The organism is Marivita sp. S0852 (assembly GCF_046591575.1).
GTDB lineage: Bacteria > Pseudomonadota > Alphaproteobacteria > Rhodobacterales > Rhodobacteraceae > Marivita.
This window is the reverse complement of the sequence record NZ_JBIQWA010000001.1, coordinates 707084-721972: the sequence shown is the minus strand read 5'-3', so window position 1 is coordinate 721972 and position 14889 is coordinate 707084. Positions and strand designations below refer to the sequence as shown.

The 14889-nt window shown below is 56.9% G+C and carries 15 protein-coding genes; 7 read left to right on the top strand and 8 right to left on the bottom strand.

What is annotated here, in order from left to right; all coding sequences use genetic code 11:
• Nucleotide 1: 1 nt before the first annotated feature.
• Entirely contained in the window at nucleotides 2-1174 is a 1173-nt protein-coding gene (locus ACG74X_RS03505; RefSeq protein WP_411232749.1) for a methyltransferase, read from the bottom strand.
• Nucleotides 1175-2050, bottom strand: a complete 876-nt coding sequence (locus tag ACG74X_RS03500; RefSeq protein WP_411232748.1) for a polyprenyl synthetase family protein — start codon at nucleotides 2048-2050, stop codon at nucleotides 1175-1177.
• 93 nt (nucleotides 2051-2143) lie between these two features.
• Here ACG74X_RS03500 and crtD point away from each other — a divergent pair, with 93 nt between their 5' ends.
• Both crtD and crtC read left to right on the top strand, forming a co-directional pair.
• Nucleotides 2144-3715, top strand: a complete 1572-nt coding sequence (gene crtD / locus ACG74X_RS03495) for a 1-hydroxycarotenoid 3,4-desaturase CrtD (RefSeq protein ID WP_411232747.1) — start codon at nucleotides 2144-2146, stop codon at nucleotides 3713-3715.
• Entirely contained in the window at nucleotides 3670-4542 is an 873-nt protein-coding gene (crtC, locus tag ACG74X_RS03490) for a carotenoid 1,2-hydratase (protein ID WP_411232883.1), read from the top strand. The genes crtD and crtC overlap by 46 nt, the downstream gene beginning before the upstream one ends.
• Here the strand turns inward: crtC and tspO are convergent.
• Genes tspO through ACG74X_RS03475 form a run of 3 tightly spaced genes read right to left on the bottom strand, consistent with a single transcriptional unit; the run spans nucleotide 4539 to nucleotide 7614 of the window.
• Complete coding sequence (tspO, locus tag ACG74X_RS03485) at nucleotides 4539-5021, bottom strand: tryptophan-rich sensory protein TspO (RefSeq protein WP_411232746.1); 483 nt, start codon at nucleotides 5019-5021, stop codon at nucleotides 4539-4541. The two genes, crtC and tspO, sit on opposite strands and share 4 nt — an antisense overlap.
• Before the next feature lie 5 nt (nucleotides 5022-5026).
• Nucleotides 5027-6067 (bottom strand): 15-cis-phytoene synthase, encoded by a 1041-nt coding sequence (gene crtB, locus ACG74X_RS03480; RefSeq protein WP_411232745.1) that lies wholly within the window; start codon nucleotides 6065-6067, stop codon nucleotides 5027-5029.
• Nucleotides 6064-7614, bottom strand: a complete 1551-nt coding sequence (locus ACG74X_RS03475; protein WP_411232744.1) for a phytoene desaturase — start codon at nucleotides 7612-7614, stop codon at nucleotides 6064-6066. Before ACG74X_RS03475 ends, crtB begins: the two co-directional genes overlap by 4 nt.
• A 123-nt stretch (nucleotides 7615-7737) precedes the next feature.
• On the opposite strand from ACG74X_RS03475, the gene crtA reads away from it, so the two are divergent.
• From crtA to bchO, 4 genes are read left to right on the top strand one after another with little or no spacing between them, the layout of a single operon-like run.
• Nucleotides 7738-8445, top strand: coding sequence for a spheroidene monooxygenase (gene crtA / locus ACG74X_RS03470; RefSeq protein WP_411232743.1), 708 nt, complete (start codon nucleotides 7738-7740; stop codon nucleotides 8443-8445).
• The gene (gene bchI, locus ACG74X_RS03465; RefSeq protein WP_411232742.1) at nucleotides 8442-9446 is read left to right on the top strand and encodes a magnesium chelatase ATPase subunit I; all 1005 of its coding nucleotides are present in this window, start codon (nucleotides 8442-8444) and stop codon (nucleotides 9444-9446) included. The genes crtA and bchI overlap by 4 nt, the downstream gene beginning before the upstream one ends.
• Nucleotides 9443-11134, top strand: a complete 1692-nt coding sequence (locus ACG74X_RS03460) for a magnesium chelatase subunit D (protein WP_411232741.1) — start codon at nucleotides 9443-9445, stop codon at nucleotides 11132-11134. Before bchI ends, ACG74X_RS03460 begins: the two co-directional genes overlap by 4 nt.
• Nucleotides 11106-11999, top strand: a complete 894-nt coding sequence (gene bchO / locus ACG74X_RS03455; protein ID WP_411232740.1) for an alpha/beta fold hydrolase BchO — start codon at nucleotides 11106-11108, stop codon at nucleotides 11997-11999. Before ACG74X_RS03460 ends, bchO begins: the two co-directional genes overlap by 29 nt.
• On the opposite strand, the gene ACG74X_RS03450 is transcribed toward bchO, so the two are convergent.
• The 3 genes from ACG74X_RS03450 to ACG74X_RS03440 are packed head-to-tail and all read right to left on the bottom strand — an operon-like array spanning nucleotide 11966 to nucleotide 14246.
• Complete coding sequence (locus tag ACG74X_RS03450) at nucleotides 11966-12550, bottom strand: Smr/MutS family protein (protein ID WP_411232739.1); 585 nt, start codon at nucleotides 12548-12550, stop codon at nucleotides 11966-11968. The two genes, bchO and ACG74X_RS03450, sit on opposite strands and share 34 nt — an antisense overlap.
• Complete coding sequence (locus tag ACG74X_RS03445) at nucleotides 12547-13590, bottom strand: murein transglycosylase A (protein WP_411232738.1); 1044 nt, start codon at nucleotides 13588-13590, stop codon at nucleotides 12547-12549. Before ACG74X_RS03445 ends, ACG74X_RS03450 begins: the two co-directional genes overlap by 4 nt.
• Entirely contained in the window at nucleotides 13587-14246 is a 660-nt protein-coding gene (locus ACG74X_RS03440; protein ID WP_411232737.1) for a Tim44/TimA family putative adaptor protein, read from the bottom strand. The genes ACG74X_RS03445 and ACG74X_RS03440 overlap by 4 nt, the downstream gene beginning before the upstream one ends.
• Nucleotides 14247-14350: 104 nt before the next feature.
• On the opposite strand from ACG74X_RS03440, the gene ACG74X_RS03435 reads away from it, so the two are divergent.
• A complete protein-coding gene (locus tag ACG74X_RS03435) occupies nucleotides 14351-14848 on the top strand; it encodes an FxsA family protein (protein ID WP_411232736.1) in 498 nt (165 codons plus the stop codon).
• Nucleotides 14849-14889: the final 41 nt, after the last annotated feature.

Sequence of the window (14889 nt, the reverse complement as noted above, 5' to 3'; positions counted from 1 at the left end):
CTTAGACCTCAAACTCTTGCATTGACGTGTGTTTTTCTACCTTTGTGGCTGTCAGCACGGTGGTCACAAAAGGACGGCGCGATGGGTAGCTTTTGATCCGAGAAAAGCCCGCGTCTTGGCACAAAGCCCCTATTTCTTTGGCGCTCCGCACCGTTCCGGTTTGCATCGCAAGACAGTAAAAGCTGAAATAAACATCGCCGGCGATCTCGGGCTGATCTCCACCTGACATCGGCTCGGAGACCACAAGCGTTCCGCCATCCGGCAAAGTGTCATAAACTTTAGACAGCAGATCTGTGACGGTTGCATCCTCGTGATCGTACAACACTCGAATCAAGGAAATCGTATCTGCACCGGCGGGCAGCGGATCGTCCCGGAAAGATCCGGATACAAACTGCAGACGATCTTTGGCCTGGGATGCTGCGAGACGCGAGGTTGCGTTGGCAGCCACGGCTGGCAAATCGAAAACGGTGGCGGATAGCCGGGGATAAAGAAGCGCTGCTGCTTCGGCAAACACGCCGTAACCGCCACCAACATCCAATAGCAGCCGCGTCTGACCAAGCTTGACGGTCGCCAAAGTATCTGCGGCCACGATCTGTTGTGATCTGGCCATAAGATCTGAATAACGAGTCGACGTGTCTGCATCGGTGGCGTTGTCAGCCCCGAACACATACGGCCAGAACTGTGCCAGTTCGGTATTAACCTCACCGCGCAAAAGAGCGACGGGATCGTTCAGATCCCGATAAAACGTGGCGTGGTGGCGGATCATATCCTCAAGTCCGGGAACACCAACCAAAGCCGCTCCTTTGCGGGCCAGACTGTACCGTCCTTTTCGATCCCGCCTGAGCAACTGCATCGCGACCCCGGCCCGTAACAATCGGTCCATCCGATCCACGGGCAAGACGCAGACACCTGCCAAATCATGTGCGGTTTGTGATCCATCCATCAGCCGGTGCATGACCCGCAGATCAACCAACGCGAACAAAGCTTGTGATTTCACGAAGCCCTGAACAATATCGAACAGCGCCGCCCCATCCTTGGCGGCAACACGCCTTGTCAATGGAAAGGACGCCGCCCAGCGCTGAAATCCCGGACGCGCAACAAGGCGCATCATCCGGGTCTTAAGACCAACTTTGGGGCGGATCGCAGACGCAGGGGTATCCGAGGCCAGAGCCATTTACCCGGCTTTGGCGGCGTTGGTTTTCACAACCGGCATAATCGCCTCGGCCTGAAGGCGGACCATCTCGGCCAGTTTGGCTTCGCCCGGGCATGACGGGATAGACGAGATCGCGCCCCCCAGAATGGCTTTCAAGCGCTTGGTCGCGCCCTCGACGCCCAATTCAGACACGGCATTTGGCCGCCCGTGCAAGTCATCCTGACCCGCCGGCTTGCCCAGTGTCGTGCTGTCATAAAGTGCATCGCGCAGATCATCGGCAACCTGAAACGCCTCACCAATCCTTGCGCCCAGTTCGAACCACGGCTCTTCGTCCTGACCGGCGGCAATCGCGCCCATCTGGGTCGCCGCGATAAACAACGCGCCGGTTTTGGATAGATGATACGCGGACAGGTCAATCTTGGATTCGCTTTCCCACCCCTGCCCGGCACAGATGCCATTTGGCATACCTGACTGCTGTGACAATGTGCGGATCAGCCTGACAGCCCGATCCGGCGAATACTGGGCCGCGCGTGCAAGCGTCTCAAAAGCCAGAATAATAAGCGCATCCCCGGTCAACACCGCTATCGGCTCTGAATAGGCGCGATGAACAGACGGTTTGCCACGGCGCGTGTCCGCATCGTCGAAACATGGCAGATCGTCATGCACCAGACTGGCGCAGTGCATCAATTCAAGCGCTGACGCAGCGGCGTTTGTGGTCTCGGGTGAATCGTCGCCGCAGGCCATCGCGACCGACAAAAGAATAGTTGGACGAATTCGTGCGCCCCCGGGGGTACAGGCGTAATGCAGTGCATCCGATAACTTGGCTGGAGCAGTGCCGCCCTGTCCGACACGGATTGCGGATTCTACGGCAGAATTGATGCGGGTATGCAGTCCCATCGAACACTCCTAAACGGTATATTGTCAAATTTATCTGACACACTTGTGTAAATCATACTGGACACTTGGCAAATGTGAGTCAACAATTCGATGATGAAAAAACCAAAGCAAAGCTCTGAACGCGTCATTGTTGTCGGCGCTGGGATCGGCGGGCTGACGGCTGCTTTGCCTTTGGTTCACCATGGGTTTGACGTTACCGTTCTTGAACGCCATCCCGCCCCCGGCGGAAAAATGCGCCAGGTCAATGGTGTTGATGCTGGTCCAACCGTGCTGACTTTGCTGGAAGTCTTTGAAAGACTGTTCGACGATGTTGGTGAAACACTGTCCGATCACGTCACCCTGATTCCACAAGAGATTTTGGCGCGCCATTGGTGGGCCGACAGCGGCCCGCTGGACCTGTTTCCCTGCGCTGAAAAAAGTGCGGATGCTGTTGAGGAATTTGCCGGGCCAACGTCCCGAACCGAATTCCTGACCTTTACCCACCGCGCTGCCAGGTTATTTGACGGGTTTCACGAACCAATGATGTTAAGCGCCGAACCAAGGCTTGGCCGCCTGACCAAACATGTCCTGACACATCCGCGCCTGATTCTTGACATGACGCCCGGGCTGACATTAAAGCAGCTGCTGAAGTCCAGTTTCAGTGACCCAAGACTGCAACAGCTTTTTGGCCGTTACGCGACCTATGTCGGCGGATCGCCGGATCGCTCCCCTGCCCTGTTGTCATTGATCTGGGAGGCCGAAGCGCGCGGCGTTTGGTGCGTCAAAGGCGGAATGCATGCGTTGGCCTGCTCTATCGCCGATTTGATCCAATCCAAAGGCGGCGACATCAGGACAAATGCCCATGTCCAATCCATCGACACCACATCGGGGGGCGTATCGGGCGTCACCCTTGCAACCGGCGAAACTCTTTCTGCCGATCATGTAGTGTTTAACGGTGATCCACGGGCGCTCGCGCTTGGCTTGCTTGGGACCGATGTTCAAACCACAGCCCGTGTAACGACAAAAAAAGCGCGCAGCCATTCGGCAAATGTCTGGAGTTTTTCATCTATGCCATCCGATTTGCCGCTTGTTCATCACAATGTGTTTTTCTGTGATCCGTCTGAAAACGAATTCGCGGATATCAAACATGGCAAGATCCCGCGTGATCCAACGCTCTACGTTTGCGCGGAAGACCGGGGGCAAGATACGCCACACCCCGAAACCGAACGCTTTGAAATCATCATGAATGCACCGCCGCTTACACAGCGCACCCCCCAACCGGAGGATTTTGACACATGTCATTCCCGGACATTTCCCCAGCTTCGCCGCTTTGGTCTGACCTTTTCACCCGAACCGGGAGCGAACAGTCTGAGCCAGGCCAAGACCTTCGACGCGCTCTTTCCAGGCAGCGCCGGTTCGCTGTACGGGCAGAGCCCACATGGAATGACAGCGGCGCTGGGCAGACCGACGGCCCGAACCAAGATCAGGGGCCTGTATCTGAGCGGCGGCGGCACACATCCGGGGGCGGGCGTTCCGATGGCGGCACTCTCCGGTCGGCACGCGGCCGAGGCGATTGTGACGGACCTAACTTCAACCTCAAGGTTCCGGAAAACGGATATGCGTGGTGGTATGTCGACGGAATCAGCGACGACGGCACGCGCGCTGTCTCGGTCATCGGGTTCATAGGATCGGTCTTTTCGCCCTGGTATCGCTGGTCAGGCCGCAAAAATCCCGAAGATCATGTCTGCATCAACGTGGCCACATACGGCCCCGGCGGGCGATTTACGATGACCGACCGCGGCCAGCCCGCATTGCGTCAAACGACAGATTCATTCACTGTTGGTCCATCCTCGATGCAGTGGATTGATGGTAAGCTGATCATCGAGGTGAACGAGGTTTCCAGCCCCCCGATCATCAGCAGGGTGCGTGGCACCATCACCGTCACGCCCAGCGCGATCACCCAAGTTGAACTGCCATTAACGGCGGATGGCGCGCATATCTGGCGTCCCTTTGGCCCGGTCTCGGACATCTCGGTCGATCTGGAGGCACCGGGATGGCAATGGGACGGGCACGGGTATTTTGATGCCAACTTTGGAACGCGGGCGTTGGAGGAAGATTTTTCATTTTGGACATGGGGCCGGTACCCAGCCCGCAAAGGCAGCACCTGCTTTTACGATGCAACCCGGTTGGACGGGTCCAAACTTGGCTCTGGGTTTCACTTTGAGCGGGACGGAACCGCGTCGGAAATTGATCTGCCACCTTTGCTTGGTTTCAAACGCTCGCTTTGGGCGGTCCGGCGCGAAACCCGAGGAGATGACGGAACGCAGCCCAAACAGATCATGAGCATGTTAGACGCTCCGTTCTATTCACGGTCCATGGTGGAAACAAAACTTGATGGAGAAACATCCATCGGCGTTCATGAGGCTCTTGATCTGGCGCGGTTCAGATCTCCGCTGCTCAAGCCGATGCTGGCCGTGCGCGTGCCCCGCCGACGCAACTGGACCTTCGATTAAGACGACACGGCGCGCTTTTCATTGGCCGCTTTGGGATTCAGTCGCCAAACCGACCAATTGAGCGCAGCCGCGATCGAGACCCAGATCAGATAAGGCACAAACATCAGACCAGCGATCCAATCCACCTGCCACAGCGCCCAAAGGGTTGCCGCCACGGACAACCACAGCAAACTCAAGACGATCATGCCCAGCTTGATCCGCTGCAATCCGAAAAATACCGGGGTCCAAAGCCCATTCATCGCGATTTGCAGCGCCCAAAGCGCCATCGCCAGCGCATTGTCCGGGCTTAACGCCACGCGTGCGCCCGCTGCGGCCATCAATACGTACAGCGTGGTCCAGGTGACGGGAAACACCCAATCCGGCGGTGTCCAGGACGGCTTGTTCAATTGGCGGTACCAGGCCCCCGGGGGAAACAATCCACCCGTCGCGCCTACGGCCATACACGCCGCGAGAAAAATGCCAAATAAAAGCCAGAACATCTAAATCAGGTAGACCCAACCCGGACATCATTCAAGGCATCACGTTGGTCGCGTTCATGACGCGCAACCTGTGCCAAGGCGTCCAGAACCGATTCTGATCGTGACCGGACATTGGGTTCATGCCCGGCGGCATGGACAAGAAACTGCGTTTCCGGAAGAGGTCGAGCAAACAGGACCGCAGATTTTGGCATGACAACCGTTGTCATCGCCTTCATTGCAGAGACACCGATCCAGCCAAGTTTTTGACCCTTGGATGTGTGCGCCCGCGTCGAGATGGAATCGTATCCGGCATCCTGCACCTGATGGCCAATTCCCGCATAGATGAACCGCGCAGCATAGATACCGGGCCGCGACGACAAAGGCAGCGCCGCAACACCGGCTTCGGACCGCATGTAAAGCCGATTGGCTTCCATAACGAGGCGTCGGGCCATCTGGCGAATGGCTTTGGTGGGTTTTGGATCGGACAGGAATTGATCCTTGTCCAACCCGGCCTCATCCAGCCAATCCAGCGGGAGGTAGACCCGCTTTTCCAGCGCGTCTTCCCCAATGTCACGGGCAATGTTTGTCAGCTGCATTGCAACGCCAAGATCACATGCCCGCGCCAATGCGTTCGGATCGCGCACGCGCATCAGGACGCACATCATCACCCCAACGGCCGATGCAACCCGCGCGGAATAATCGAACAATTCCGACAAGGTCCGGTAATTTCGGCCCATGGCGTCCCACGCCAGCCCTTCCAACAAGGCATCCGGCAAAGCCCGTGGCATATCAAAATTTTCGACAACGCGCGCAAACGCCCGGTCCGGGGCCGCATTGTCAGGTCGCCCTTGGTAAATGCGTTCAAGCCTTTCTTGCAGGCACAGCACGGCAGCAGCTTTTTCCTGCTGCAGATCAACGGCATCGTCAGCAAGGCGACAAAAGGCATAAAGCGCCAAAGACGGATCACGTACAGACGCAGGCAATAGCCGTGACGCCATATGAAAGGACAATGACCCGTGCCGAATTGCTTCGTGGCAGGCTTGCATATCTGCGTCGTAACTGCTCATCCGCGCACCAAAGCCGGATCAGGCACCAATTGTGCCAACACCTCTGCCGAAGAGATAACGCCCGGCAGGCCCGCGCCTGGATGTGTTCCGGCACCCGTCAGGTAAAGCCCCTTTAGTTCTTCGCTGACATTGTGAGGACGGAACCATGCGCTTTGAAGAATGCGCGGCTCGATCGAAAATCCGGACCCATAGGGCGACGCATAGCGGTCTTTGAAGGTTTCGGGTGTGAACACCTCACTGGCGGTGACTCGACTCGAAAACCCGGGCAACAGTTGCTCTTCCAGCGCTTTGGTCAAACGCATACGGTATTCCCGCTCTATCTTTGACCAATCCGCCGAATCCGCGTGTCCAAGATGCGGAACCGGGCTTAGCACATAGAACGTATCATCCCCTTCTGGTGCCGCTGATGGGTCGGTCACCGTCGGCCGATGTATGTAAAGCGAAAAGTCATCCGAGACTTTGCCCTTCATAAAGATGTCCTGAACCAGCTCTTTGTATCGCGGTCCGTTCAGAATGGTGTGGTGTCCCACATCCTTCCACATCTCGCGGGTTCCCTTGGTCCCAAAATACCAAACATAAAGACCCATCGACCATCGTCGGCTTTTGAGTTTAGGTGTGGTCCAACGCTTGCGTTTTTGTTTGCGCAACAAAGTATCATAGGTGAACCCCGCATCTGCATTGGACACCACGATATCGGCCGTCAGAACATCACCCGACTTGAGCTTTACGCCGCGCGCATGACCGTTTTTGACAAGGATCTCGTCAACTTCGGTTTCCATCCGGACCGTGCCGCCCTGTTCCTTGATGATCTCGGCCATGTTTTCGGCAATGGCCGCCACCCCGCCCATGGCGTAATGTACGCCAAACTCTTTTTCGAGATGCGAGACAAGAATATACATGGAAGTGACGTTGAATGGATCACCGCCGATGAAAAGCGGATGAAACGACAACGCCATACGCAACCGTTCGTCTTTGACCCGTTTGGCGGCGTGCGCATAGACCGACCGATCCGCCCGCAGCATTGCAAACTTTGGCAAAACCCGAATCAGATCCATCAGGCGATGCATCGACCGGCGGCCCAGATCCTCAAACCCGAACCAGTACCGCTCTTCGCTGTCTTGCAAGAACTTGTCGTACCCGGCAACATCGCCCGGCGACAATCGGGCGACCTCGGCACGCATAGCATCGGTATCCTGCCGCGCCGTAAAACTGGACCCGTCCGGCCAGCGAATTTCGTAGAACGGATCAAGCGGTCGCAGATCAATATCGTCATGAAAGTTGCGGCCGCAAACCGCCCACAACTCTTTGAAAACCTGAGGAACCGTGACAATCGTTGGTCCCAGATCAAAGCGGTGGCCCTCTTTCCAGAGACACGACCCCCGCCCGCCAGGAACATCAAGCTTGTCGATAACCGTTACGCGATACCCCATTGCGCCCAAGCGCATCGCAGAGGCAAGGCCGCCCAGGCCGGCGCCAATCACGACGGCATGTGCAGAGGTCAGTTTGTCGGAGTGGGCCGCAAGGGCAGTGTCTAGCTTTGTCATCATTGCTCTATGTTATACTGTCAACTTTACTTTACAATCTTTTCGCAGAAAAAGATGGCTTAAAATTATCTATCTTTCATACTGCGCTGAAATGTGTCAGACTAAGTTGACACTATGGGAACCGAAATGCAGACCGTAAGTCTTAGCTTTTATCGCTTTGCAACACCGCTTACGCGGCTTTGGGCGCTGTCCATGATGGGTGCCGCGCGCCTGTCGCTGCCGCGAATCGATGGGCTTGAATTCTGGAAACTGTGCGGCTCTGGTACGGGCGAGGGGTTTACCCCCATGCCGAACACAGCTGTCTACGCCATCCTGACCGTGTGGTCTGACGAATCCCGCGCACGGGACGCGATTGCATCCGAGCCGTTGTTCCAGAAATACAGAAAACACGCCTCTGAAAACTGGACCTTGTTCCTGACGCCGTATTCGGCGCGCGGGGTCTGGTCTGGTCAGACGCCGTTCATAGAAGAAACACCGCCTTCGGACGGGCCTATCGCGGCATTGACGCGCGCAACGGTCCGCCCTTCGGTTGCCGCGCAATTCTGGAAACGCGTGCCCGATATCAGCGGTGTCATCGGGCAAGACCCGAATGTGATGTTCAAAATCGGAATTGGGGAATTGCCCCTGCTGCAACAGATCACATTTTCAATTTGGCCCGATTCCAAATCCATGGCAGAATTTGCCCGTGTGGACGGGCCACACGCACACGCCATTCGCGCTGTCCGCGACGGCCAATGGTTTCGCGAAGAATTATATGCGCGTTTCCGCATCGCCGGGGAAACCGGAAGTTGGGAAGGCCAATCCCCTCGAATTCTCAAGGAAGTTGCCGCATGAGACATCCTTTCCCTTTCTCGGCCATTGTCGGCCAGGATCAAATGAAGCTCGCCATGGTTCTGACGGCCGTTGATCCCGGAATTGGCGGTGTTCTGGTCTTTGGCGATCGCGGGACAGGTAAATCCACGGCCGTCCGGGCATTGGCCGCTTTGTTGCCAGAGATTTCCAAACTGAAGGGCAGCCCGACCAATGCCGAAACGCTGGACGATATGCCGGATTGGGCCGAACCCGTCACAGGCGAGGTCATCACCGCCCCGACCCCTGTCGTGGATCTTCCGCTTGGTACTACAGAAGACCGGCTTGTCGGCGCGCTGGACATCGAACGTGCGTTAAGCCGCGGGGAAAAAGCGTTTGAGCCGGGTTTGCTGGCCAAGGCCAATCGTGGCTATCTTTACATCGACGAGGTCAATCTTCTTGAAGACCATCTGGTCGACCTTTTGCTGGATGTTGCACAATCAGGTGAAAACGTCATCGAACGAGAAGGTCTGTCCGTCCGCCACGACGCGCGCTTTGTCCTTGTCGGATCAGGCAATCCCGAAGAAGGCGAACTGCGCCCTCAACTTCTGGATCGGTTCGGCCTGTCCGTCGAAGTCCGGTCCCCGGATGACATTGATGAACGCGTAGAGGTGATCCGGCGCCGTGCCGCATTTGACATCAATCCGGACAGTTTCGTGAAAAACTGGGCTCCGGAAGATGCAAAAATCCGGGATCGCATTCTGACCGCGCGCGCCAACCTTGGTGACATTGACGCACCGGATGAAACCTTGCGGGACTGCGCAGGTCTGTGTGTGGCAATCGGATCCGACGGGCTGCGCGGTGAACTGACCCTCTTGCGTGCCGCGCGCGCCCTTGCCGCGTATGAAGGCAGCCCCAAAGTCGATCGTCAGCATCTTCGATCCGTTGCCCCAATGGCGCTGAGCCACCGGCTGCGCCGCGATCCTCTTGACGATGCGGGGTCTTCGACACGTATTATGCGCACTGTTGAGGAAGTGTTTGCATGAAAGAAGATCGGACCGGCATTCAGGTGCAAGGCCAGTTGGCCCTGTCGCTTCTGGCGGTCGATCCCAACGGGCTTGGCGGGCTGCATCTGCGATCACGCGCCGGTCCGGTGCGCGACGCATTTTGCAAACCGATCAAACAGCTCTTTCCTTCCGCCCGCCGGATTTCGCCCGCAATCAGCGATCTACAGCTGTTCGGCGGCATAGACGTTGGTGAAACGCTGACGCGGGGCAACGTCGTTCGGTCGAAAGGAATTCTTGAAACACCAACGCCCCTTGTTTTCACTATGGCCGAACGGTGCGAACCTGGTCTTGCCGCACGGTTGGCACAAGCCCTGGATACTGCAATGGAGCATTGCCTTATCCTTTTGGACGAAGGCGCAGAAGACGACGAAATTGCGCCGCAAACTTTGACAGAGCGCCTTGCATTTCGGGTAGATCTGGAAGGTCTGCGGCATGTCGAACTGGCCGAACTGGTTCTGTCGAAAGACACGATTCAGGACGCCCGAAACCGCCTGAACACAATCTCCATTCCAGACCAGACAGCCGCTGCCTTGACGGTCACAGCAGCCCGGTTTGGCATCGTGTCATTGCGCGCCCCTGTTCTGGCTCTTGCCGCGGCGCGGGCGCATGCGGCCCTCAATGGTCGCGAAACAGTCACTGATGATGATCTTATGGTCGCTGTCCAGCTTGTCTATGCCCATCGCGCCACGCAAATGCCCGCTGACGAAGACGAAGAAGAGCCTGATCAAAGCGACACACAGCCAGACGATCAGCCTGACACCCAAAGCCCCGATCAGGACGAGTCTGATCTGACCCTGCCGGACGATTTGTTGATCGACGCGGTCAAGGCGATGTTGCCGTTTGATGTGCTGTCCATGTTGGAAGGCACAGGCCGAGTTAAAGCCGCATCAGGAAGCGGCGGGGCAGGACAGAAAAAACGCGGTAATCGTCGCGGACGGCCATTGCCGTCGCGCCCTGGTCGGTTGGACGGTGGCAACCGGATTGACCTTGTTGCGACATTGCGGGCAGCGGTGCCCTGGCAAACGATCCGAAAGCGTCAACACCCTGGCAGGTCCGGCATTCAAATCCGCCCCTCAGACATTCATGTGCGCAATTATCAGGAGGTATCAGACCGGCTGGTGATCTTCGCCGTCGACGCCTCTGGATCATCTGCGGTGGCCCGACTGGCCGAAGCGAAAGGCGCGGTTGAGCTGATGTTGGCAGATGCCTATGCGCGCCGCGACCATGTTGCGCTGATTGCGTTTCGCGGCGAAGCTGCCGATCTTATTTTACCGCCAACCCGATCCTTGGTTCAAACCAAGCGGCGATTGGCCGGTCTTCCCGGTGGGGGCGGCACCCCACTGGCGTCAGGACTGAAAGCCTCGGCAGAGCTGGCCCAACGAGCACGTGCGCAAGGGTTGTCCCCGTCCATTGCCATTCTGACAGACGGACGCGCGAATGTTCCACTTCCCGGAAAAACCGGGCGTCAGGCGGCGCAAGAGGATGCTCAAGCGATGGCGCGCCATATTCGAGCGTTGAATGTACCCAGCGCCATGATCGACACGTCTGTACGCCCGCATCGGGATTTGCGCGCCCTGTGCGACGTGATGGGTGCCCAGTATATCGCGCTGCCCCGCGCCGATTCCAAAGGGCTGAGCCGTGCCATCGAAACGGCATTGGGCGAATGATGTCATGGGTGTCGCCGAAACCCTAACAGCCTGGCCTCATGCGGCACATTCGCGGTTTGTCGATGTCCGCCCCCATCACTGGCACGTTCAGGAAATGGGCCAGGGCGAGACCGTTCTGCTGTTGCATGGCGCAAGCGGATCAACACATTCCTGGCGAGATGTGATGACCGATCTGGCAAAGGATTTTCACGTAGTCGCCATCGACCTTCCCGGTCATGGACAAACCAGACTTGGGTCGCGGCACAGGTCGTCTTTGTCACTGATGGCGCAAGACGTACAAAGTCTGCTGACGCATGAGGGCTGGGCACCTAAGGCTATTCTTGCACATTCCGCCGGTGCCGCACTGGCCTTGCGCATCTTGCAAAACTCGGATGGACCGGTCCCGCTGATTGCCGTTAATCCGGCGCTGACACCCTTTAAGGGGCTGACCGGCGTTCTTTTTCCCATGGCCGCACGGATGGTCGCGATGAGCCCCCTTATGGTGAACATGGTCAAACGACGTATGTCGGACCCTGGGCAGGTTATTTCGATGCTGGGGACGACAGGGTCAAACATATCGTCAGAGGGTCTGAACCTTTACGCCCGATTGTTTCAAAACCGCGCTCATATCGACGGAACATTATTGATGATGGCGCAATGGAAGCTGGACGGTTTGTTAGCTGACCTGCCCCGGATCGACGTGCCCTGCACCTTTCTGATCGGTGAAAATGACAAAACCGTGCCGCCGAAGACCGTTGTGTCATCAGCCAAATCAATGCCCGACGCAACGGTCATCCCTTATGCGGGATACGGGCATCTTTTACACGAAGAGGCACCACAGCTTGTCGCTGATCACGTCCGCGACGTTCTGCGCAAATACACATAATAAGCCCCGCCACCGCCATGGCGCACATGCGCTTCGCTGACTTCGAGAACCGCTGAATGCAGGGGTGCCATTTTCAACCATAATGGTACCTGACGCTTCAAAACGCCCCTTTGGCGGGGGATCGGATCATGGGGATCGTCCCGCTGTCCCTTGCCGGTGATCACCAGCACAAGGCGAAAACCGCGGGAATAGGACGTCATAATGAACCGCGTCAGCGCGGGATGCGCTTGATCGAGGGTCATCCCATGAAGGTCAATTTTCGCTTCTGGAACCAGTTTGCCGCGTCGCATTCTGCCGAAAGTTTTCTTGTCCATCGCAGGCTTGCCGCGCTGGACAGGTTGCGGCGTGGTGATCTGACCATGGGGCAGGGGTTTCGCGGTTGAAATGCCGAACGCTTTTGGCAAATCGAGGCTGTCTTGACGCGGCGCAGAGGGAACAGCCGGTTCCGGTGTTTGCGCTTCGCGCCGCAGCGCCTCTGGCAAAGGTGTGGTGGAATGCGCCACCTTTTGCCAAAGCGCACGTTCTTCAGCGCGAAGTTTCCGACGGCTCATTGAAGCGATTCCGGAATAAACGCATAGGCGCGTTGGATCGGCATCAAAACCACCATGCGTCCCGGGTCTTTGATCCGGCCTGCCGCTTGACCCGCTTGATCCCCGGTTCCAAAAAAAATATCCGCACGCTGTGCCCCCTTGATCGCCGAGCCGGTATCCTGTGCAATCATCAGACGGCGCAATGGGGTTTCGCCATCTTTTTCAATCCAGACAGGCGCACCCAATGACGTGAATGCCGGGTCGACCGCAATCGTCCGCATCGGCGTGATAGAGCGGTTCATCGCACCAAGCGGACCTTTGTCGGCAGGAACCTGGCTGACTTCACGAAAGAAAACATAGGATTTATTGTGAAACAGCAGGCTCTCTCCGTCAAAAGGATTGCGACGCACCCAGTTTTTTATCACCTCGGCTGAAACCTGATGCGCCTGATAGGTGCCGCGGCGCACAAGTTCTTGCCCGATCGAGCTATAATTGTGCCCATTCGCTCCGCCATATCCAACACGGATAACACGCCCGTCGGGATACCGGATACGTCCAGACCCCTGCACCTGAAGGAAAAACAGTTCCACAGGATCATCAACCCAGGCAATTTCCAACCCTCGGCCCGACATGACCCCGCTTGTCAGAATCTCTTGTCGCGTCAACCATGGACGCGTGTCGCGTGCTTCGGGTGGCATTCGGTAAACCGGATGGCGATATCGGGTGGTGGGCACGGGTGATCCGCTCAGTTCGGGTTCAAAATACCCGGTGAACAAAGGAGTGTTCCCGTCAGTGATCAACAGCGGGCGGAAAAACAGTTCAAAAAATTGCCGCGAGTCCTTGGCATCGAAGGCCAGGGCACAAAGCGAGGACCAATCAGGTTCATCCAGATCCGCACACGTGTTTTTGAAAACCGAAAGGGCTGCGGCATGATCATCATCTGCCCAGCCCTCAAGATCCTCGAACCCGAGGATGGCGTAATGTGTGTCCGTCTCGTTCGGCACAGCAGATCCTGCCACCAGTAGACTCAGGAGAATGGCTGCGCCCAGCCTTCGGATCATTCGCCCGTGGCGATAAGCTGCCAGTTCGGGTCATCTTCACCCATGCGACGCGAGAATGTCCAAACATCTTTTTGACGCTTCATCTGCGTCAACGATCCTTCGATAATCTCGCCCGAGCTGTCGCGGACAGCAGACGTCAGTTCGCCAACATACTTCACCGAAATCTCGGCCGTGCGTGTTGCCTCATCGAATGTGGCATCCACCAGGGACAGCTCTCGAACACCGATGAATTCGGCTTCAATCGTGAGTCCCTGCGCTTCACGCGCCTCGACCACCTCGGCAAATGTTTCGTAGACATCCTCGCTTAGAAAGGGCTTGATCTCTGCAAGTTCACCACGCTCGAACCCCATGAGGATCATTTCATAGGCACCGCGTGCGCCGCCCAGAAAATCCGCAACGCCAAAGGATGGTTCAGCACGTTTCATACGCGCCAGGGCATCGGCCGCATCGCTATGTTCATCAACGTGATCAACAATGTCGCGATCTGGCCCTCCTTCAATCACCTCCAGGTCCGGCCGAGAGGATGAGCGGGTATCTTGTTGTGGAAGCGGCGGCTTTTCAAAACCGTCCCGTGTTCCCAAAACGCTTTTCAAGCGCAGGATCAAAAACACGGCGATGCCAGCAAGCACCAAAAGCTGTATCAGCGGAGAATTCATCAGGACCTCGCCCAGACCAAAGTGGAAACGTCAACGTTGTGCTCTTATGTAGGTGACGGGCCGTGCATAGTCCACCGCACGCCCGCTGAAAGGAGTGCCCTGTTATGTGGCTGTTTGTGGCTTTCTTGCTCGTTCCCTTGGTCGAGATCGGTTTATTCATTCAAATTGGGGGCGTTATCGGTCTTTGGCCGACACTCGGGATTGTGATCCTGACCGCGGTTATCGGTACGTATCTGGTCCGATCGCAGGGTCTGGCGGCAATGGACAACCTGCGTGGTTCATTCTCGAATCTTGAAGATCCGTCCGAACCGCTGGCGCATGGGGCGATGATCCTGGTTGCCGGTGCATTGCTTTTGACACCCGGATTTTTCACGGATGCGGTTGGATTTGCCCTTCTCGCCCCGCCGATCCGGCTGGCGATCATTGGATATCTGCGCAAACGCATCAAGGTACAGCGCTTTGAGATGGGCTCACAAAACGACCCGTTTCAACAAGACCCACGACACAGGCGTCCGCGCGACACGGTGATTGATGCCGACTTTAAGGATGTCACCGATACGAAAAAACCCACACAGAATGGTTCCGGTTGGACCAAGCATTGAGGCTCTGATCTGTGGCTGATATGCAGCGCTGAACCGATCAA

Excerpts from the sequence above, each read along its gene's own strand:
- ACG74X_RS03505 (WP_411232749.1), bottom strand. The coding sequence starts at position 1,174 with ATGGCTCTGGCCTCGGATACCCCTGCGTCTGCGATCCGCCCCAAAGTT.
- ACG74X_RS03500 (WP_411232748.1), bottom strand. The coding sequence starts at position 2,050 with ATGGGACTGCATACCCGCATCAATTCTGCCGTAGAATCCGCAATCCGT.
- crtD (WP_411232747.1), top strand. The coding sequence starts at position 2,144 with ATGAAAAAACCAAAGCAAAGCTCTGAACGCGTCATTGTTGTCGGCGCT.
- tspO (WP_411232746.1), bottom strand. The coding sequence starts at position 5,021 with ATGTTCTGGCTTTTATTTGGCATTTTTCTCGCGGCGTGTATGGCCGTA.
- crtB (WP_411232745.1), bottom strand. The coding sequence starts at position 6,067 with ATGAGCAGTTACGACGCAGATATGCAAGCCTGCCACGAAGCAATTCGG.
- ACG74X_RS03475 (WP_411232744.1), bottom strand. The coding sequence starts at position 7,614 with ATGATGACAAAGCTAGACACTGCCCTTGCGGCCCACTCCGACAAACTG.
- crtA (WP_411232743.1), top strand. The coding sequence starts at position 7,738 with ATGCAGACCGTAAGTCTTAGCTTTTATCGCTTTGCAACACCGCTTACG.
- bchI (WP_411232742.1), top strand. The coding sequence starts at position 8,442 with ATGAGACATCCTTTCCCTTTCTCGGCCATTGTCGGCCAGGATCAAATG.
- ACG74X_RS03460 (WP_411232741.1), top strand. The coding sequence starts at position 9,443 with ATGAAAGAAGATCGGACCGGCATTCAGGTGCAAGGCCAGTTGGCCCTG.
- ACG74X_RS03450 (WP_411232739.1), bottom strand. The coding sequence starts at position 12,550 with ATGAGCCGTCGGAAACTTCGCGCTGAAGAACGTGCGCTTTGGCAAAAG.
- ACG74X_RS03445 (WP_411232738.1), bottom strand. The coding sequence starts at position 13,590 with ATGATCCGAAGGCTGGGCGCAGCCATTCTCCTGAGTCTACTGGTGGCA.
- ACG74X_RS03440 (WP_411232737.1), bottom strand. The coding sequence starts at position 14,246 with ATGAATTCTCCGCTGATACAGCTTTTGGTGCTTGCTGGCATCGCCGTG.
- ACG74X_RS03435 (WP_411232736.1), top strand. The coding sequence starts at position 14,351 with ATGTGGCTGTTTGTGGCTTTCTTGCTCGTTCCCTTGGTCGAGATCGGT.